The organism is Pseudomonas schmalbachii (genome assembly GCF_017589465.1).
GTDB lineage: Bacteria > Pseudomonadota > Gammaproteobacteria > Pseudomonadales > Pseudomonadaceae > Pseudomonas > Pseudomonas schmalbachii.
The window spans coordinates 420,668-439,928 of record NZ_JAELYA010000001.1 but is presented as its reverse complement, the minus strand read 5'-3'; the positions used below and the strand labels follow the sequence as shown (position 1 = coordinate 439,928).

Sequence of the window (19,261 nt, the reverse complement as noted above, 5' to 3'; positions counted from 1 at the left end):
GGCATCATGGGTATCGCTTCGCTCAACCCATCCTACGTAACTACAGTAGCTGGGCCAGAACCCGCGTAGGTTGGTGCTGAACGCAGTGAAGCCCAACGATGGTGATGTTGGGCTTCGCGTTGCTCAGCGCCAACCTACGGTGGGCATTGCAACTCGTAGGAGCGGGCCATGCCCGCGAAGCTCTTGTCGGGATTAGCTCCCGGATGTTGGGCTTCGCTGCGCTCAGCGCCAACCTACGGTCAGCGGATGAAATGAATCTTCCCAGTGTCGTCGTTGCCCATGTAGATGCCGTACACCCCGGCCCGGCGTTCCTCGATGTAGCGTTCGAGGATCTGCCGGATGGCCGGGTAGTAGATGCTGTCCCAGGGAATTTCCTCGGGTGCGAAGAAGCGGTAGTCGAGGGTTTCCGGGCCGTGCTGGCCGGTCTCTTCCACCACGGTGGCGCGGAAGATGATGTACACCTCGCTGATCTTCGGCACGCTGAAGATGGAGTAGGGCGAGACGATGTCGGCGCGCACGCCGCTCTCTTCCCAGACTTCGCGCAGGGCCGCTTCCTCGGTGGTTTCTCCGCTTTCCATGAACCCTGCGGGCAGGGTCCAGGTGCCGGGGCGCGGCGGGATCGCGCGCTGGCAGAGCAGGTACTTGCCGTCGCGCTCGATGATGCAGCCGGCGATGATCTTCGGGTTGACGTAATGGACGTAGCCGCAGCCCGCGCACACCAGCCTTTCGTGGGTATCCCCCTGGGGACACTGGCGGCTCAGGTTGCCGCTACCACAACCGGGACAGAAGCGCGGGTCGGCCATGGCGTCAGCGTCCTATGCGCGGTTCCTTGAGGGCGATGGGGACGGCGATGTCGCGCACCTTGCCCGGCTCGTCCTGCTTGGACTTGAGGTAGTCCAGCGCCACCTTGGCGGCGGCGCGGACGTGGTCCACCGAGGCCTGGTGCGCGGCCAGCGGGTCGCCGCTCTTGATGGCCTCGACGATTTTTTCCATTTCCGCGTTGCTGGCGCCGCGGCGGTTCTGCTGGGACACCGAGGTGGCGCGCAGGTAGCTGATGCGGGCCTGCAACTGGCGCAGCTGGGTGGCGGCGATGTGGTTGCCGGAGCCTTCCAGCAGCACGTCGTAGAAGCCTTGCACGGACTCCAGCACCTGCTGCAGGTCGCCTTCTTCCAGAGCCTTGCGGTTTTCCGCCAGGGCCTTTTCCAGCGCGCGGATGTCCTTGGCCTTGGCGTTGAGGGTGAACAGCTGGACGATCAGCCCTTCGAGCACGCAGCGCAGCTCGTAGATGTCGCAGGCGTCTTCCAGGGTGATGATGGCCACGCGCGGGCCTTTGGCGTCGGCGAATTCCACCAGCCCCTCGGACTCCAGATGGCGTAGCGCCTCGCGCACCGAGGTGCGGCTGACGCCGAGTCGGTCGCAGAGGTCGCGTTCCACCAGACGGTCGCCCGGCAGCAGCTGGAAGTTCAGGATGGCGCCCCGCAGCTTGTCGAGGACGATCTCGCGCAGGGTGACGGGGTTGCGGTTGACCTTGAAGCTGTCGTCGAGGGGCAAGCGTTTCATGTGATCCGGCTCTGGTTATGGCTGTCCGTAGTAAAACGAAGGAGCACCAGAGGGTGCTCCATCATCGAGTAGCGGCGGCAATCAACCCTGGGCCTCGGCATCCGCCTCGGCGAAGGCTTCGCGGGCGATGCGGAAGCTGTCCACTGCCGCCGGCACACCACAGTAGATGCCGACTTGCAGGAGGATCTCGCGGATCTGCTCCCGGGACAGGCCGTTACGCAGGGCGCCACGAATGTGCAGCTTCAACTCGTGCGGCCGGTTGAGTGCCGAAATCATCGCCAAGTTTATCATGCTGCGTTCTTTCAGCGACAAACCCTCCCGGCCCCAGACGTGGCCCCAGCAGTACTCGGTGACCAGTTCCTGCAGGGGGCGGGTGAAATCGTCGGCGTTCTGGATCGACTTGCTCACGTAGGCTTCGCCCAGCACCTGGGTGCGGATCTGCAGGCCTTTTTCGTATTTCTCGTTGCTCATTGTTGTACCTCTATCGTTCTGCCTGCGGGAGCTACTGCCTGTTTTCCCCTCACCCTAACCCTCTCCCGGGGGAGAGGGGACTGTTCGGAGTTGCTAGTTGGCACGGCACACGATCCCGCGCCGATCTGCCTCCTCTCCCTCTGGGAGAGGGTTGGGGTGAGGGAATCCCGGCGCCGAGATTCATTTCCGACGCTATGCGGGAGCGCGGGAACGATGGCTATAAAAAAGGGCCGCCGCCTCGGGTAGGGACGAGCGGCCCTGCAAGGGAATCAGGCAATCTCCGGCAGCGCGCCGAGCTTGCCGCGGTGGTAGACCATGGGCGTCACCTCGTCCTTGGGCAGAATCAGGTTCTTCACCGCGCCGACGATGATCGCGTGGTCGCCGCCGTCGTATTCGCGCCACAGCTCGCATTCGATGATGGCGGTGGCCTTGGTCAGCAACGGGTTGCCCAGTTCGCTCAGGTGCCATTCGATGCCCTGCGCCTTGTCCTTGCCTTTTTTGGCGAAGGCATAGGCTTCGGCCTGCTGGTCCGAGCAGAGCAGGTGGATGGCGAACTGCTTGCTGTCGCGCAGTATCGGATAGGTGTCGGAGCCGTAGTTGGGGCAGAACAGCACCAGCGCCGGGTCGATGGACAGGGCGCTGAAGGCGCTGGCGGTGATGCCGACTATCTCGCCGTCCGCGTCCAGGGTGGTGACCACCGTGACGCCGGAGGGGAAGGAGCCCATCACTTCTTTGTAGATTCCGGGTTCGATCATTTCGCAACTCCTCTCAGCGCATCACGAAGGGGTCGGGCATCGGTGCCTGCGAGAGGTTGATCCACACCGTTTTCAGCTCGGTGTAGGCCAGCACCGAATCGATGCCGCTCTCGCGGCCGTAGCCGCTGTTGTGGAAACCGCCGATGGGCGCCATGGCCGAAACCGCGCGGTAGGTGTTGACCCAGATGATCCCGGAGCGGATGTCGCGGGCCATGCGGTGGGCGCGGCCGAGGTCGCGGGTCCAGATGCCGGCGGCGAGGCCGAACTGCGAGTCGTTGGCGATGGCCAGCGCTTCGGCCTCGTCCTTGAAGCGGATCACCGAGGCTACCGGGCCGAAGACTTCTTCCTGCATGATCTTCATCGAGTTGCGGTCGCACTCGAACAGGGTCGGCTCGTAGTACCAGCCGTTGCCGTCCACCTCGGGGCGCTTGCCGCCCATGCGCAGGCGCGCACCTTCGGCGATGGCGTCGGCCACCAGGCCCTCGACCACGGCCAGTTGCTGCGCGGTGGCCATCGGGCCCATCTCGCTGGCGTCGTCCTGCGGGTTGCCGATGCGGATGCGCTGGGCGCGCTCCACCAGGCGCTCGACGAACTCGTCGTAGATGCCGTCCTGCACCAGCAGGCGCGAGCCGGCCACGCAGCTCTGCCCGGAGGCGGCATAGATGCCGGCCACGGCGCCGTTGATGGCGCTGTCCAGGTCGGCATCGGCGAAGATGATGTTGGGCGACTTGCCGCCCAGTTCCAGCGACAGCTTGGCGAAGTTCTCCGCGCTGCTGCGCACCACGTGACGCGCGGTGGCGGCGCCGCCGGTGAAGGCGATCTTGCGCACCAGCGGATGGCGGGTGAGAGCAGCGCCAGTGCTCGGGCCGAAGCCGGTGACCACGTTGACCACGCCCGCCGGAATGCCGGCCTCCAAGGCGAGACGAGCCAGTTCGAGGATGGTCGCGGAGGCATGCTCGGACGGCTTCAGCACGATGGTGTTGCCGGCGGCCAGTGCCGGGGCCAGCTTGATCGCGGTGAGATACAGCGGGCTGTTCCACGGAATGATCCCGGCCACCACGCCCAGCGGTTCGTGCACCGTGTAGGCGAACAGGTCCGGCTTGTCGAGGGGCAGGGTGCCGCCTTCGAGCTTGTCCGCCAGACCGGCGGTGTAGTGGAAGAATTCCGGCAGGTAACCGACCTGGCCGCGGGTCTCGCGGATCAGCTTGCCGTTGTCGCGGCTTTCCAGCTGGGCCAGGTGTTCCTTGTTTTCGGCGATCAGGTCGCCCAGCCGGCGCAGCAGTTTGCCCCGTGCGGTGGCGCTGAGACCGCGCCAGGCCGGATTCTCGAAGGCAGCTTGGGCAGCCCGCACGGCGCGCTCGACATCCGCTTCGTCGGCATCGGGCAGTTCCGCCCAGGGCTCGGCCAGCGCCGGGTTGAGGCTTTGGAAGGTCTTGCCGGAGAGCGCATCGACCCACTGGCCGTCGATGCACATCTGGAAGCGTGCGAGCGTCATGCGACGATCCCCTTTGCTTGGTTCTGGAAGCTCTGTGCCTGCAGGAGGAAGTCCAGCAACACCTGGTTGACCAGGCGCGGCGACTCCACCGGCATCATGTGCCGCTGCTCGTCGAGCACCGCCACCTGGGCGCCGGGAATACGCTCGGCGAGTTGCCGGGCCATCTCGGGCGTCGAGCCCGGGTCCAGTTCGCCGGTGGCGACCAGGGTCGGCACCTTGATGCTGCCGAGGTCGTCGGCGCGGTACATGTCCTGGGTGGCGAACAGCTCATAGGTAGTCAGATAGCCCTGCGGATCGTTGCTGGCAAGGGTCTGGCGGATGGCGGCGATCTGCGCCGGATTGGCTGCCTGGTACTCGCGGCTGAACCAGCGCGACAGGGCCGCCTCGGCGTTGGCGTCCGGACCGTGTTCGGCGGCCTGGCGGGTGCGTTCGATGACACCGGCGCGCTGCTCGGCGCTGCGGTTGAACACGCTGTTGAGGATCACCAGCCCTTCGAGATGCTGCGGGTAGTGCAGGGCGAAGGCCCGCGCCACCAGGCCGCCCATGGAGAAGCCGATCACCGTGGCCTGGGCCACGCCGAGGTGCTCCAGCAGCTCGCGCAACTGCTCGGCGTAGCCCAGCAGACCGGTGCCCGCTTCGGGGCGCGGACTGGCGCCATGGCCGAGCATGTCGTAGGCGATGACCTGGAACTGCGGGGCCAGGCCGACGATCTGGCCACCCCACATTTCCTTGTTCAGGCCGACGCCGTGGATCAGCACCACGGGGTGGCCTTGGCCGGTCGCCAGGTAACTGGTGCCGGCCGGGGTGCGTTCAGCGGTGAGCCGTATCATGGAGCGCTCCTGCACAAGCCTTGGGATCACTGGGCCTGCTCGGCGGCCAGTTCTTCCAGATCGATGTAGCGGTTGCCGATGCGCGGGTGCAGGCGGCCACCGTCGGCGGCGCCCAGCACGACGATGATCTCGTCGGCGCGCGGTGCGTCCTCGATCTGCATTTCCAGGGTGATGTAGTGGGAGCGCAGGCCTTCGTCGTCCTTGTGCATCATCGGGATCTGGATCGAGGTGCCCGGGCCGCCGCGCTTGTTGGTGAAGCTCAGGTAGCTCTTGGCGTTCACCGCCTGGCGGTAGTGGTTGCCGAAGCGCAGGGTGTGGATCACGGCGGAGGCATGTTCGATCTCGCCGTCGGCGCCGACCACGGCAGCCTTGCCGTAGGCTTCGATCCTGGCAGCACCGCCGATGGCGGCGGTCAGGCGCTCGACCATCATGGCGCCGAGGTCGGAGCAGTTGGCCCTGATCTCCGGCTTGAGGTCTTCGACGAAGCCACGGCCCAGCCACGGGTTCTTGAGCACCACGGCCAGACCGACCATGGTCACCGGCTTCTCGGCGGCCTTGCCACCTTCGATGAAGGTCTCTTCCACGTAGCTGACGATCTTGCGGATTTCGAAGCTCATTGGGCTCTCCTGGTTGGGGAAATCTCTTGCTGTCTGATGGTATACCATAATATTGAATATGCAAGAGGCAGGTGCAGGGAAGGCCGAGGGCATGGCGACGGAAGGTCGCGTAGCTCCGTAGGTTGGCGCTGAGCGCAGCGAAGCCCAACGTCCCGGCGCACTCCAGCGTGCGCGGACTCGTTGGGCTTCATTGATTAGTTCAGCCCGACATGCGGGCTGGAATGGTTCAGCGGAACGCCGGCACCACGTGCTTGATGAACAGCTCCAGGGACTTCTTCTTCTCCGCGTGGGACAGGCTGTTGTCGGCCCAGAAGCTGAACTCGTCGACGCCCAGTTCCTGGTAGTGGCGGATGCGCGCAATGATTTCTTCCGGGGTGCCGATCATGGTGTTCTTGCGGATGTTCTCCAGCTCGAACTCCGGACGGTCCTTGAACTTCTCTTCCGGGCTCGGCTGGAGAATGCCGTTGACCGGGACTTCCTTGTTGCCGAACCAGGCGTCGAAAGTGCGGTAGAAGCGCGAGATGGCGGCAGCGCCAACCTTCCAGCCGTCCGGGTCGTCCGCGCTGTGCACGTGGGTGTGGCGCAGCACCATCAGTTGCGGACGCGGCACCTCGGGGTTGTTGGCCAGGGCAGCCTCGAACTTGTTCTTCAGGTCGACGACTTCCTCGTCGCCCTTCATCAGCGGGGTGACCATCACGTTGCAGCCGTTTGCCACGGCGAAGTTGTGCGAATCCGGATCGCGGGCGGCGATCCACATCGGCGGCGTGGGCTTCTGGATCGGACGCGGTGAGGAGGTGGAGGTGGGGAACTTCCAGATCTCGCCGTCATGGGCCACGTCGCCCTGCCACAGCGCCTTGACCACCGGGACCATCTCGCGCAGCGCCTGGCCGCCAGAGGTGGCCGGCATGCCGCCGGCCATGCGGTCGAATTCGAACTGGTAGGCGCCACGGGCCAGGCCCACTTCCATGCGGCCGTTGCTGATCACGTCGAGCAGGGCGCACTCGCCGGCGACGCGGATGGGATGCCAGAAGGGCGCGATGATGGTGCCGGCGCCGAGGCGGATGGTGGTGGTGCGGGCAGCGAGGTAGGCGAGCAGCGGCATGGGGCTCGGCGAGATGGTGTACTCCATCGAGTGGTGTTCGCCGATCCACACGGTGTTGAAGCCGCCGGCTTCCGCCATCAGGGTCAGCTCGGTCAGATCCTCGAAGAGCTGGCGGTGGCTGACCTGCTCGTCGTAGCGCTCCATGTGCACGAACAAAGAGAATTTCATGTCGCTTACCTCGAATCTTTTTATTGCCCGGCCAGGACGCGGCCGCGGTGGTGGATGACTCCGTCCGGGGGACTCTTCGACCCGCTGTACGGTCTGCTGGATATTGGTATACCATAATACGGAATATCTGCAAGTCCTTCACGACAACAACACCAGGGAGAGGGGATGAACATCAAACACAAGCTGGTACTGGCATTCGCTGCAATCGCGGGTCTGCCGGTACTCCTGGTCGCGCTGCTGGTGATCCTGAACCTGCGCGAGGAGGCCCGGGCCGCCTTCCTCGACAGCAGCGGCCGGGAAATCCGCCAGGTCGACCACGCCATGCAACTGTTCTTCGAGAGCATCGAGCAGAACGTCGACTATCTCGCCAGCCATCCGCTACTGAACGGCATCGACGCTGGTCTCAAGCGCTACATAAGCGCCGATGCCGCGCAGATCCACGAGGACGCGCAGTTGGTGGCCGAGCTGGCCACTTCCACCAGCGGCGACGCGAAGAACCTCACGGGGCTCAGCGACGAGCTGAACCGGCTGGTGATGCGGTTCAGGACGTAACGGAGCTGCCGGGCAATCCTTTCGCGGACATGGGCCGCCTACAGCGTCGTTACAGCTTGTCGACGAAAGACAGCTCATCACCGTTCGCGATGACGCTGTAGGAGCCAGCTTGCTGGCGATCCGGAGTTTCAGGCGCACACCGATGCTGCCGGCGAGCGCGGTTGATCGCTGCAACTGTAGGAGCGCGCCATGCGCGCGATCGCGGTCATGGACCGCTCCTACAGTTGCAATGCCCACCGTTGGCGCTGAGCAGCGCGAAGCCCAACATTGCCATCGTTGGGCTTCACTGCGTTCAGCACCAACCTACGCGAGTTCTGGCGCTTACGTGGGATGCAAGACAGTTGCTCCTACGTCTCCACTCAAGCCGGCCCCCTCCAAACGCGGGGGAGCCTGTTGCCGGGGCCTTGTATACCCTGACCTGCATCAAACACCCGGATCGACCCCGACCCGTAACGAGAAGGGGGATTTCGCGTGCAGGCCTGAGCCGGGCCAAGGGAAGAGGGAAACAACATGCAGGTTGAAATGCCAACCGAAGAGCAGCTCCTTGCGGTCGAGAGCTTCCGCTGCTTTCTCGCTTCCGAGGTCGCTCCGGTCGCCCGGGAGTTCCGCGACCGGCCCATTCCCAAGGGGCGGATGCGCGAGCTGACCCAGGGCATCGCCGAGTTCGGCCTGCCCGGCGCCAGCATTGCCGAGGAGTTCGGCGGCATGGGGTTGTCCCTGGTCACCGAGGCCATGCTGTTCGAGGAGCTGTGCACGGTCTCGGTGGACATCGCCCGCTGCGTGATGATCAACAAGAGCGCGGCCATGCTGCTGGCGGAGCTGCCTGACGAGCGGGCGCACCTGCGCGAGCGCTATCTGGCCGACATCCTCAGCGGGCGTACCTTCGCCGGCTTCTGCCTCAGCGAGCCCGATATCGATTCCGGCGTGGCCGACATCAGGGTCGCGGCGATGCGCGAGGGCCATGTCTTCGTCGTCGACGGCGAGAAATCCCGGGTCTCCAACGGCCATTATTCGGACTTCCTGATCGCCACGGTACGCACCGGCTCGAAAGGGCTGGCGCACCTGCTCGTCGATCGCCAGGACCACGGCTACGTGTTGCGCAACATCGACAGGCAGGCCCTGAATTCGCAGTCCGCCGCGCAGGTCTTCTTCAGCGAAACGCGGGTGCCGGCGAGCAACCTGGTGTGGGAGGAGGGCGCTGGGCCCAGGCAGAACATGAAGCTGTTCGAAAGCACTCGCGCCAACCTCGGCATCCTGTCGGTCGGGTTGATGCGGGCGGCGCTCGATGCCTCGCTCGCCGACGCCCGCGAGTGCCCTCGCTTCGGCAAGCCTATTGCCGCGCACCAGTTGGGAGCGGCGAAGATCGCCGAGATGGCGACGCTGATCGATGCCGCGCGGCTGATGTGCTTCCGCGTCTTTTCCATGATGGATGCGGGCATCCGCTGCGACGTGCAGTCGTCGATGGCGAAGTGGTACGCCGGCGAGATCGCGGTACAGGTATGCCGCAGCGCCGTGCAGCTGCATGGCGGCAATGGACTGGCCCGTGAATTCGACGTCGAGCGCCTGGCCCGCGAGGCCATCGGGATGCCGATTCCCGACGGCACCGGCGAGATCCAGAAGCTGCTGATTTCGCGCGCGCTGACCGGTATCAGCGCATTCAACTGAAGTCCACCAGACTAAACCGGTGGCCGGACGCCGGTGTCCCCGCCCGCAGCCCGTAGTGAGCCCCATGACAAGACGCCCCCAGCCCCCATCCGGCGAGCGGGAGACCGAGGAAACGCCTCGCGCCGCCACCAGCGACAGTCTGCTGCAGGTGACCCTGCCTGCCAGGCAGCGCAAGCGGCCCAGGCAGGCCCGCTCCATCGCGCTGGTCGACGCCCTGAAGATCGCCGGCCGCGAAATCCTCGAACGGGAAGGGCGCGCGGCATTGTCCGTGTATCGCCTGGCCGAGCACGCGGGTGTGGCGATCAGTTCGATCTACGAATACTTCCCCACCATCGAATCGCTGGTCGCGGCCATCTTCGATGACTATCGCGCCGATGGCCGGCGCGAAGCCATCGCCTGCATCCAGTCGCTGCCGGCCTCCGCGACCCTGATGGATGGCATCGAGACACTGCTGAAGAGCGGCTTGGCCCAACTGCATCGCTGGTTGCAGATCGATTCGGAGCTGAGCGTCAAGACGGCCTATTACGCCGAGCTGGTGCGTCTGGAAATGGTCAAGTCGGAGCAATCCTGGGCCGCCCAGGTTCTGCCGGTGCTGGTCGAGCGCTTCTCATCGGAGGTCGTGGTGCGCGATCGCGAGCTCGCCGGCTTCCTCGCATTCCAGGCCGTGCTCGCCCTTCCGCGGGCGCTGGTCATCGACCGGCCCGAATATCTCCTGTCGCCGCAAACGGTTCGCCTGCTGTCGCGGATGATCCATGCGGTGCTCACCGCGGAAGATTCGGAAGGCTCCGCCACGGCATCCGGAAAGTAATAATAAATCCTTGTTTTTCAATTAGTTGAGTCAAGATAAGGGGCTCCGGAATCCGGAACTTGGGAGCCCTCCGAGGCCCTAGACTGGCATTGCCATGAAGGCTGACCCAACCGGGTAGCCGGCCTTTCGCGCACATGCGTCGACCAGCGACCACCGCGCGAATGGGTGCAATCCAGGAGCCTCACACAATGACAAGAACATTCGAAGAAAAGGTCGAGCTGCTGCTGACCGACCCGGCGGAGCTGGCCGAACACTCCTTCGAGAAGTGGAACCAGATGCCACGCGAGGAGATCGACGCGCTGCAGCTCGCCGCCCTCAAGCGCCGCTTCGCGCAGATGCGCCACAGCATTCCCGTACTGAAGAAACTCGCCGATGGCGAGGGCGTCGAGAGCATCGAAAAGTTCGATGACCTGGTGCCGCTGCTGTTCGAGCACACGGTATTCAAGTCCTACCCGCCATCGCTGCTGGAAAAGAACAACTTCACCGCCATCAACAAGTGGCTGTCCAAGCTGGTCGTGCCGGAGGTGGCCGAGGCCATCCTCGCAACCGATGTCAGCGGCTGCCAGGGGCTCGACGAGTGGTTCGAGACCATGGACGAGGCGGTTCCGCAACTGTGCCTCAGCCACACGTCCGGCACTTCCGGCACGCTGTCCTTCCTGCCGCTGGGCAACCGCGAGTTCCAGAAGTCGACACAGATCCGCCGCCTGTACGCCTGGAACATGAAAGGCCCGCAGACGCCGACGCCCGACATGCACTCCGCCTATCCGTACTACCGCAAGGGCTACCTCAGCCACATGCGCGGTAACGTCTGGCTGATGAACACCGTGCTGCCGAGCCTGGACAATTTCCACCCGGCCTACCCGGCGACGCTGTCCAGCGATGTGCTGCACCTCGGCGCCAAGGTCCGCGCGGCGCACGCCAAGGGCACCCTCGACCGCCTGGTGATCAGCCCCGAGCTGATGGCCAAGAAGAAGGAATACGACCAGTTGCAGGCCGACATGCCGCAGTACCTGGCGAGCTTCTTCGAAGAAATGACCGGCAAGCTCAAGGGCAAGCCGGTCTACATCGGCGGCACCTGGAACCTGCTGCACAACATGGCCAAGGCCGGCCTGGAGCGCGGCCTGGAGGGCGTGTTCCACCCGGATTCCTTCATCGCCACCACCGGCGGCGCAAAGGGTGTGGTCCAGCCGGAAGGCTGGCGCGAAGACGTGATGCGCTTCACCGGTGCGAAGAAGATCTTCGAGACCTACGCCATGTCCGAAACCCCCAGCGGCTCGCACCGCCTCTGCGAACACGGCAACTACCACTTTGCCCACACCGCGATCCCCTTCGTGCTCGATCCGGAAACCGGCAAGCCGCTGCCCCGCGAGGGTCGCCAGACCGGCCGCGCGGCGTTCTACGACCTGGGCGCCGACCTGCGCTGGGGCGGCTTCATCACCGGCGACGAGATCACCGTCGAGTGGGACAAGCCCTGCGCCTGCGGTTGCCCGAGCCGCTACGTGGCCGGCGCGATCCAGCGCTACAGCGACAAGAACGGCGGTGACGACAAGATCACCTGCGCCGCGTCCGAACAGTCCCATCGCGAGGCGATGGACTTCCTCAACACCATGGAGCAATGAGTCATGACCCATCCCATCGCACCGCTGATCATTCGCGGCGAAGTGATCACCGACAACCTGATCGAAGTGGGCGGCCGTGGCGGCGACCTGACCTTCATGACCCCGGATGCGCACAAGTACATCGACAAGCTGCCGCTGGGTAATCCGGCGAAGCTGGCCGACCTGTACAGCCTCAGCTTCGACGACATCCTCGATTACTGCGTCGAGCTCGGTAAGCGCCTGGAGTTCAGCAAGAACCCCTACCTGCAGGAAGCGTGCGAGCTGTCCTACCTGACCGCGCCGACCACCCCGACCATCGTCCGGGCCTCCTACATGGGCCTGCAGAACATGCTGACCCGCGAGTTCATCACCGAGATGGTGGAAACCACGGTTGGCGTCAATTACCTGGAAGGTTGGGTCAAGCAGACGCTGCTCGACGGCACCGAGCTGGAAGTGCGCTGCTTCGGGGCGCGCACCCTGCACATCGTCGCCGGCAACGCGGTGTCCCTGTCGCTGTGGACCATCATCCGCAACATGGTCCTGCGCAGCGACGCCATCATCAAGGCGCCATCCAACGACCCGTTCACCGCCCTGGCCATCGCCCGCACCATGATCGACATGGCGCCGGATCATCCGCTGACCAAACACCTGACCGTCGCCTACTGGAAAGGTGGCGACCAGGCCTTCGAACAGCGTCTGTATCAGCCGCAGAACCTGGAGAAGATCGTCGCGTGGGGCGGCTTCGCGTCGATGAAGCACGTCACCCAGTACATCCAGCCGGGCCTGGAACTGATCTCCCTCGATCCGAAGCGCAGCGCCAGCATCATCGGCAAGGGCACCTTCGACAGCGAAGAGACCATGCGCGAAGCGGCCGTACGTGTGGCGGCCGATATCGGCGCGATCAACCAGAAGGGCTGCGTCTGCGCCCGCACCATCTACGTGCAGTCCGGCACCGACGAGGAAGGCCTGGAGCGGCTGAACGTCTTCGGCGGCTATGTCTACGACGCCATGCTGAACCTGCCCAACACCCTGTCCACCAAACCCAAGCGCTACGAGCCGCGACTCAAGGCGGAAGTGGACGCGCTGCGCCTGGATGACGAGTGGTACAAGGTCATCGGCGGCAAGGACGGCGAAGGCGCGATCATCTGCTCGCAGATTCCCGAGGCGGTGTCCTTCTCCACCATGCTCGACGACCGCACCGCCAACCTGGTGCCGGTGGATTCCCTCGACGAGATGATGGCCGCGGTGGACTCCTACACCCAGACCGTGGGCGTGTACCCGGAAAGCGTCAAGGACGAGCTGAAGGACATCCTGCCGCTGTACGGCGCGCAGCGCATCGTCTCGCTGGGCTACGCCGCCGCGATGAAATTCGCCGCCCCGCAGGATTCCATCGAACCGATGCGCCGCATGGGCAAGTGGATCTCCAACCAGATCGGCTCACCGGAAACCACCCCGGCACCGTGGCTGCGTCCTTCGATCTGAGGAAGTGGTGAAAAAAAGCAGCGGTTTTCAAGACCGCTGCTTTTTTTATTGTGGATTTGGCGCTGCCTGCAGGAGCACGCCATGCGTGCGATTCGCGGGCATGGCCCGCCTACGGTCAGCCGCGGCGCGAGTTCCTGTAGGAGCGAGCTCTGCTCGCGAACACCGGCGACATAAAAGCTTCGCGAGCAGAGCTCGCTCCTACAAAAAGCACCCTCGGTCGCAAGACAGTTGCTCCTACAAGGTGCCACGCAGCATATATCGGAGTCCGGCGTAGGGTGGAAATCGCGAAGCATTTCCACCATTGCATCGGGGGCATGCCGCAGCGCAGGCCGACACGTAGGATGGGTTGAGCTTGCGATACCCATCATTTGGGCGCCCCATGGGTATCGCTGCGCTCAACCCATCCTACGGAAGTCCGCACAGGCAAAAAAACTCCGTTCCGAGGTAGTTGTGGCGATCAGGACGCCAGGAACAAAGCAGGCTGCAACGCAGCGGGCCACAGCGGCTCGATGCGGGTCTTGCCGGCGGCGACCAGACGTTCCAGCAGCGGCGCCGGCTGGAACCACATCTCGCCGTAGGCGCCAAGCTCCTTGCGGTAGCGCTGGATGCCGGCCACCACCTTGTCCAGGCCGAGTTGTTCGGCGTAATACAGCGGGCCGCCGAGGTGCGCGGGGAAGCCGTAGCCGTTGATCCATACCAGGTCGATATCGCTGGCGCGCAGGGCGATGCCTTCGTCGAGCAGCTGGATGCCCTCGTTGATCAGCATCAGCAGGCAGCGATCATGGATTTCCTGATCGTCGATGGGCCGGCGCGGTATCTGCAGTTCGCCGGCCGGTCGTTCGGCAAGGGTGATGACCTTGAAATCCTCGCGGCGCTGCCCCGCCAGGGCGGGCATGCCGGGTACGCCCATGTTCAGGCCGAGGCCGGTAAGCACGCCGTCCACCTGCGTCGGGTTGGCGCCTTCCAGCACCAGGCGCTGGGCTTCGCGGGCGCAGCGTTCGAGCATGCGGTTGCCGATGAAGCCGGAACAGACGCCGGAAACCACCGGAACCTTGCCGATCTGGCGAGCCAGCCTGAGGGTGGTGGCCAGCACGTCCGGGGCGGTCTTGCGGGTGTTGATCACTTCCAGCAGGCGCATGACGTTGGCCGGACTGGAGAAGTGCAGGCCGATGACGTCCTCCGGCCGGCAGGTCACGCCGGCGATCTGGTCGACATCCAGCGACGAGGTACTGGTGGCGAGGATGGCGCCCGGCTTGCACACCCGGTCGAGGGTGCGGAACACGTCCTGCTTGATTTCCAGCTTCTCGAATACCGCCTCGATCACCAGGTCGGCGTCGGCCAGATCGGCATAGTCGAGGGTGCCGGTGAGCAGGTCCATGCGCTGGCGAACCTGCTCGGCGCGCAGCTTGCCGCGCTTCAGGCTGCTCGCGTAGTTCTGGTAGATCCGCTCCAGACCGCGATCCAGATCATCGCCCTGGCTTTCCAGGATGGTCACCGGGATGCCAGCGTTGATGAAGTTCATGGCGATGCCGCCGCCCATGGTGCCGGCGCCGATCACCGCGATCTTGCCGATGCTGCGCAGCGGAGTGGAGGCGTCGATGCCCGGCACCTTGCCGGCCTCGCGCTCGGCGAAGAACACATGGCGCAGGGCGGCCGACTGCGGCGATTCCTCGGCCTGCCTGAACAGCGCCTGCTCGCGGATCAGCCCTTCCTCCAGCGGCAACACGCAGGCGGCTTCCACCGCTGCAAGAATCAGGCGCGGCGCCAGGCGGCCTTTCCAGCGCGATTCGTGCTCGACGCGGAAGTCGAGGAAGAATTCGTCGTGGAGCTCGTCGGCCGGGTGCGGATAGCGCTCCTTGCGACGGGCCGGCGCGCTGGCGCAGAGCAGTTCGTGGGCATAGGCGCGGGCGTTGTCCAGCAGGCTCTCGGCGCTGTCCGCGACCCTGTCGAGAATGCCGACCAGGCGGGCCCGCTCGGCGTCCAGTTGCTCCCCGGAAAGCATGATGTTGAGCGCCGGTTCGGCGCCGATCAGGCGCGGCAGGCGCTGGGTGCCGCCGGCGCCGGGAATCAGGCCGAGATTGACTTCCGGTAGGCCGACACGGGCATCCGGCGCGCCGATGCGATAACCGCAGGCCAGCGCCAGTTCCAGACCACCACCCAGGGCCAGCTTGCCGATGGCGGCGATCAGCGGCTTGTCGATCCGCGTCAGGCGCGTCAGCAGGTCCGGGAGAGCGGGCACCGCGCAAGACGCCGGGCTGCCGAGCTCGCCGATATCCGCGCCGGCGCTGAACAGGCTGTCGGCGCCATGCAGGATGATCGCCCGCACCGCCGGATCGGCGGCGGCCCGCTCGCAGGCATCGGCGAGGGCGGCGCGCAGCGGCTGGTCGAGCGTGTTGAGCGGCGGGTTGGCCAGGCCGATCAGGGCCAGCCCGTCTTCGAGGTGGTAATGGACTGGATTGCTCATGGCGGGCGTCTCCTGGTGTTGCGGAACAAGGCAGGGCGCCGTGGGTTCGGGCGAGCTGCCGGTCGGACGTTTGCAGTGAATCAGGAATGCGTCTGCATCGAATCCCCCCGTTTGGGATGGGGGGATCGGGGGGGCTTCTCTATATGCGGGCAAGCTGCTCCCGAGGAGCGCGCGATGCTCTTGCAGCGATCCCCCCTCGATTCGAGCGGGTGCGCCGCCCTGAAAGGCGCGGATAGCATTCAGGCCATCTGTGCACACGTGTGCACGAACGGCCGGAATAGCCCTATGAAGCGCAATAGCACACCTCCGGATTCACCAGCCCAGCGTGCCGTGCGGGTCACCGCCAGGGACCTCGCCGAACGCCTCGGCGTGGCCACATCCACCGTCACTCGCGCCTTCGACAAGCAATCGCGCATCTCCGCCGAACTGCGCCAGCGCATCGTCGCCATGGCCGACGAGATGGGGTATCGCCCCAACGCCATCGCGCGCTCGCTGAACCAGCGCAAGACCGGCATCGTGGCGCTGGTGATGGGCGACATGGGCAACCCTTTCTATCCCGCGGCCCTCGAAGAGTTCTCCCTGCAACTGCGGCGCACCGGCCGGCAGCTGCTGCTCTTCGTGGTGCCGCCGGGTGGCGATGCGGATGAGCTGATGCCGCAGCTGTTGCAATACCAGGTCGATGCCGTCGTGGTGACGGCGGCGCGGCTGTCCTCGCACATGTCGGAACTGTGTGGACGCCAGGGCGTGCCGCTGGTGTTCGTGAACCGCCGCGTCGAGGACCCGACGGTCTGGTCGGTGTGCTGCGACAACCAGCGCATGGGCACGGTGGTGGCCGAGTACCTGGTGGGGACGAATCGCCGCGCCTGCGCCTTCGTTTCTGGCGACCCGAGCGTCTCCACCACCGCCGACCGCCTGCGCGGTTTCGAACACGGTCTCGCCATGCACGGCCAGCGCCTGGTTGCCTGCGTGCAGGGCGGATACACCTACGAAGGCGGACGGGCCGCGGCGGCCCGGCTGTTCGCCGCCGGCCAGCCCGCCGTCGATGCGGTGTTCTGCGCCAATGACGTGATGGCCCTCGGCGTGCTCAGCCATCTGCGCATGAACACGCATCTGCGCGTTCCGCAGGACGTGGCCGTGGTCGGCTTCGACGACATCCGCGACGCCGCCTACCCGGAGAACGGCCTGACCACGGTGCACCAGCCGGTGAGTGAGATGATCGATTGCGCCATCCGCCTGCTCGACGAAGGGCGCCCGGGTGGCAGCGTCGCCGAAGCGCTGCGCGAGCTGCCGGGGCGCCTCGTGTTGCGCTCGTCCGCCTAGGTTCGCCGCACCGAAAACCAGAGCATTCACCCGCCCTGACGGTCTTCCGGCCGCCAGTCGTCATCCCTCACGCCGCCTGACGCGGCATTCAGGAAGCTCCCATGATCCAACACCTCAAGAAGGGCCAGTCGGCCCAGGCCAAGGCCAGCAACCAGGCGCAGGTGCGCAGCACCGTCGAAGGCATCCTCGCCGACATCGAACAGCGCGGTGACGCGGCGGTACGCGAGTACTCCGGGAAGTTCGACAACTGGGCGCCGGAGAGCTTCCGCCTCAGCCAGCAGCAGATCGACGCCTGCATCGCCAGCCTGCCGCAGCAGACCCTCGACGACATCCGCTTCGCCCAGGCGCAGATCCGTAACTTTGCCCAGGTGCAGAAGGACTCGATGCACGATGTTGAAGTCGAAACCCTGCCGGGCGTGGTCCTCGGCCATCGCAACATTCCGGTCAACTCGGTCGGTTGCTACATCCCCGGCGGCAAGTACCCGCTGATCGCCAGCGCGCACATGAGCGTGCTCACCGCCAAGGTGGCCGGCGTCAAGCGCGTGATCGCCAGCGCGCCGCCGTTCGAAGGCCAGCCGTGCCCCGAGATCGTGGCGGCCATGCACCTGGCCGGCGCCGACGAGATCTACTGCCTCGGCGGCGTGCAGGCGGTGGCGGCGATGGCCATCGGCACCGAGAGCATCGCCGGCGTCGACATGATCGTCGGCCCCGGCAACGCCTACGTGGCCGAGGCCAAGCGCCAGCTGTTCGGCCGCGTCGGCATCGACCTGTTCGCCGGCCCCACCGAAACCATGGTGATCTGCGACGACACGGTGGACGCCGAACTGGTCGCCGTCGACCTGCTCGGCCAGGCCGAGCACGGTCCGACCTCGCCGGCCTACTGCGTGACCACCAGCCGGAAGATCGCCGAGGAACTGCCGGCCGCCATCGAGCTGGTGCTGTCGCGGCTGGATACCGCGCCGGTGGCCAGCGTCGCCTGGCGTGATTTCGGCGAAATCTACCTGTGCGACAGCGACCAAGAAGCCCTGGAAGTCGCCGAGCGCCTGTGTTCCGAGCACGTGCAGGTGATGACGAAGGACCCGGCCTGGTACCACGACCGCATGACCCGCTACGGCGCGCTGTTCCTCGGCCAGCGCACCAACGTCAGCTACGGCGACAAGGTGATCGGCACCAACCACACGCTGCCGACCATGGGCGCCGGCCGCTACACCGGCGGGCTGTGGGTCGGCAAGTTCATCAAGACCCACACCTACCAGCGCGTGCTGACCGACGAGGCGAGCGTGATGGTGGGCGAGTACTGCTCGCGCCTGTGCGGCTACGAGCACATGTCCGGGCACAAGGAGCAGGCGGATATCCGCGTGCGTCGCTACAAGGCCAAGGCCGAGGCGTGAACCAATGTCTCGCCGGACGGCTTCGGCGTCCGGCGACCCTTTGAGGAGTTCCCATGAAAGAATTCAACGGCCGCGTCGCGGTCATCACGGGCGCCGCCTCCGGCTTCGGCAAGGAGTTCGCCCGGATCGGCGCGTCGCTCGGCATGAAGCTGGTGCTGGCGGATATCCAGCAGGATGCGCTGGACGCCACCGTCAGCGAGCTGGCAGGGCAGGGTGTCGAGGTGATCGGCCTGCGCACCGACGTTTCCCGTTCCGAACAGATTCAGGCGCTCGCCGACGCGGCCATAGCGCGCTTCGGCATTGTCCACCTGCTGTTCAACAACGCCGGTGTCGGCGCCGGCGGGCTGATCTGGGAGAACACCGAGCAGGACTGGGACTGGGTGCTCGGTGTGAACCTGCGCAGCGTCATCCACGGCATACGCATCTTCACTCCGCTGATGCTGGCCGCCGCCGAGCAGGACCCGGATTACCAGGGGCATATCGTCAACACCGCATCCATGGCCGGGCTGGTCAACGCCCCGGCGATGGGCGTGTACAGCATGACCAAGCACGCGGTGGTGTCGCTCAGCGAGACGCTTTACCAGGACCTGGGGCTGGTCAGCGAGCAGGTGCACTGCTCGGTGCTGTGCCCGTTCTTCGTGCCGACCGGCTTCAGCCAGTCCAGCCGCAATCGCCCGTCGGAACTGGGCAATGCCACGGCGCCGACGCGCTCGCAGCTGATCGCTCAGGCGATGTCCGAGCGCTCCACGGGCGCCGGCAAGGTCAGCGCCGCGGAGATCGCCCAAATGACCTTCGATGGCATCCGCGATGGCGACTTCTACATCTTCTCGCACCCCCAGGCCATGCCGCTGGTGAAGGACCGCTTCGACGCCGTGCTTCGCGCAGGCACGCCGGGCGATCCGTTCGCCGGCAAGCCTGAAGTGCGCGCCAACCTAGTGGCCGCGCTGCGCGGCTGAACCAGCATCGACAAGAGGAAACATCCC

The 19,261-nt window shown here is 65.5% G+C and carries 16 protein-coding genes and 1 pseudogene; 8 read left to right on the top strand and 9 right to left on the bottom strand.

Annotated elements, in window-relative coordinates; translation table 11 throughout:
• Nucleotides 1–239: 239 nt before the first annotated feature.
• From JFY56_RS01805 to JFY56_RS01770, 8 genes are all read right to left on the bottom strand, one after another.
• On the bottom strand, nucleotides 240–803 hold the full coding sequence (locus JFY56_RS01805) for an NUDIX hydrolase (protein ID WP_208311775.1): 564 nt from the start codon (nucleotides 801–803) through the stop codon (nucleotides 240–242).
• 4 nt (nucleotides 804–807) lie between these two features.
• Nucleotides 808–1,560: a GntR family transcriptional regulator gene (locus JFY56_RS01800; RefSeq protein ID WP_208311774.1), complete on the bottom strand. Its 753-nt coding sequence runs from the start codon at nucleotides 1,558–1,560 to the stop codon at nucleotides 808–810.
• An 81-nt stretch (nucleotides 1,561–1,641) separates the two neighbouring features.
• The gene (locus JFY56_RS01795; protein ID WP_208311773.1) at nucleotides 1,642–2,031 is read right to left on the bottom strand and encodes a carboxymuconolactone decarboxylase family protein; all 390 of its coding nucleotides are present in this window, start codon (nucleotides 2,029–2,031) and stop codon (nucleotides 1,642–1,644) included.
• Nucleotides 2,032–2,300: 269 nt separating this feature from the next.
• On the bottom strand, nucleotides 2,301–2,786 hold the full coding sequence (locus JFY56_RS01790) for a flavin reductase family protein (RefSeq protein ID WP_208311772.1): 486 nt from the start codon (nucleotides 2,784–2,786) through the stop codon (nucleotides 2,301–2,303).
• Between the two features lie 13 nt (nucleotides 2,787–2,799).
• The gene (locus JFY56_RS01785) at nucleotides 2,800–4,281 is read right to left on the bottom strand and encodes an aldehyde dehydrogenase (RefSeq protein WP_208311771.1); all 1,482 of its coding nucleotides are present in this window, start codon (nucleotides 4,279–4,281) and stop codon (nucleotides 2,800–2,802) included.
• On the bottom strand, nucleotides 4,278–5,111 hold the full coding sequence (locus JFY56_RS01780; RefSeq protein ID WP_208311770.1) for an alpha/beta fold hydrolase: 834 nt from the start codon (nucleotides 5,109–5,111) through the stop codon (nucleotides 4,278–4,280). Before JFY56_RS01780 ends, JFY56_RS01785 begins: the two co-directional genes overlap by 4 nt.
• A gap of 26 nt (nucleotides 5,112–5,137) precedes the next feature.
• On the bottom strand, nucleotides 5,138–5,728 hold the full coding sequence (locus JFY56_RS01775) for an amino acid synthesis family protein (RefSeq protein WP_208311769.1): 591 nt from the start codon (nucleotides 5,726–5,728) through the stop codon (nucleotides 5,138–5,140).
• A gap of 226 nt (nucleotides 5,729–5,954) precedes the next feature.
• Nucleotides 5,955–6,998, bottom strand: coding sequence for an LLM class flavin-dependent oxidoreductase (locus JFY56_RS01770; protein ID WP_208311768.1), 1,044 nt, complete (start codon nucleotides 6,996–6,998; stop codon nucleotides 5,955–5,957).
• Nucleotides 6,999–7,163: 165 nt separating this feature from the next.
• Between JFY56_RS01770 and JFY56_RS01765 the strand changes: the two are divergent.
• From JFY56_RS01765 to JFY56_RS01745, 5 genes and pseudogenes are all read left to right on the top strand, one after another.
• Nucleotides 7,164–7,436, top strand: a pseudogene (locus JFY56_RS01765) (methyl-accepting chemotaxis protein); the annotation flags it as partial.
• A gap of 636 nt (nucleotides 7,437–8,072) precedes the next feature.
• A complete protein-coding gene (locus tag JFY56_RS01760; RefSeq protein WP_236032387.1) occupies nucleotides 8,073–9,215 on the top strand; it encodes an acyl-CoA dehydrogenase family protein in 1,143 nt (380 codons plus the stop codon).
• Between the two features lie 64 nt (nucleotides 9,216–9,279).
• Complete coding sequence (locus tag JFY56_RS01755; protein ID WP_208311766.1) at nucleotides 9,280–10,023, top strand: TetR/AcrR family transcriptional regulator; 744 nt, start codon at nucleotides 9,280–9,282, stop codon at nucleotides 10,021–10,023.
• Between the two features lie 188 nt (nucleotides 10,024–10,211).
• A complete protein-coding gene (locus JFY56_RS01750; protein ID WP_208311765.1) occupies nucleotides 10,212–11,642 on the top strand; it encodes a phenylacetate--CoA ligase family protein in 1,431 nt (476 codons plus the stop codon).
• A gap of 3 nt (nucleotides 11,643–11,645) precedes the next feature.
• Entirely contained in the window at nucleotides 11,646–13,103 is a 1,458-nt protein-coding gene (locus JFY56_RS01745; RefSeq protein ID WP_208311764.1) for an acyl-CoA reductase, read from the top strand.
• Nucleotides 13,104–13,560: 457 nt separating this feature from the next.
• On the opposite strand, the gene JFY56_RS01740 is transcribed toward JFY56_RS01745, so the two are convergent.
• Nucleotides 13,561–15,567, bottom strand: coding sequence for a 3-hydroxyacyl-CoA dehydrogenase NAD-binding domain-containing protein (locus tag JFY56_RS01740; RefSeq protein WP_208311763.1), 2,007 nt, complete (start codon nucleotides 15,565–15,567; stop codon nucleotides 13,561–13,563).
• A gap of 285 nt (nucleotides 15,568–15,852) precedes the next feature.
• On the opposite strand from JFY56_RS01740, the gene JFY56_RS01735 reads away from it, so the two are divergent.
• The 3 genes from JFY56_RS01735 to JFY56_RS01725 all read left to right on the top strand — a co-directional run bounded on the left by JFY56_RS01735 (nucleotide 15,853) and on the right by JFY56_RS01725 (nucleotide 19,234).
• Nucleotides 15,853–16,887 (top strand): LacI family DNA-binding transcriptional regulator, encoded by a 1,035-nt coding sequence (locus tag JFY56_RS01735; protein WP_208311762.1) that lies wholly within the window; start codon nucleotides 15,853–15,855, stop codon nucleotides 16,885–16,887.
• Nucleotides 16,888–16,988: 101 nt separating this feature from the next.
• On the top strand, nucleotides 16,989–18,278 hold the full coding sequence (gene hisD / locus JFY56_RS01730; RefSeq protein WP_208311761.1) for a histidinol dehydrogenase: 1,290 nt from the start codon (nucleotides 16,989–16,991) through the stop codon (nucleotides 18,276–18,278).
• 53 nt (nucleotides 18,279–18,331) lie between these two features.
• Nucleotides 18,332–19,234 carry an SDR family oxidoreductase gene (locus tag JFY56_RS01725; protein ID WP_208311760.1) on the top strand — a complete coding sequence of 301 codons (903 nt, stop codon included), beginning with the start codon at nucleotides 18,332–18,334 and terminating at the stop codon, nucleotides 19,232–19,234.
• Nucleotides 19,235–19,261 lie beyond the last annotated feature (27 nt).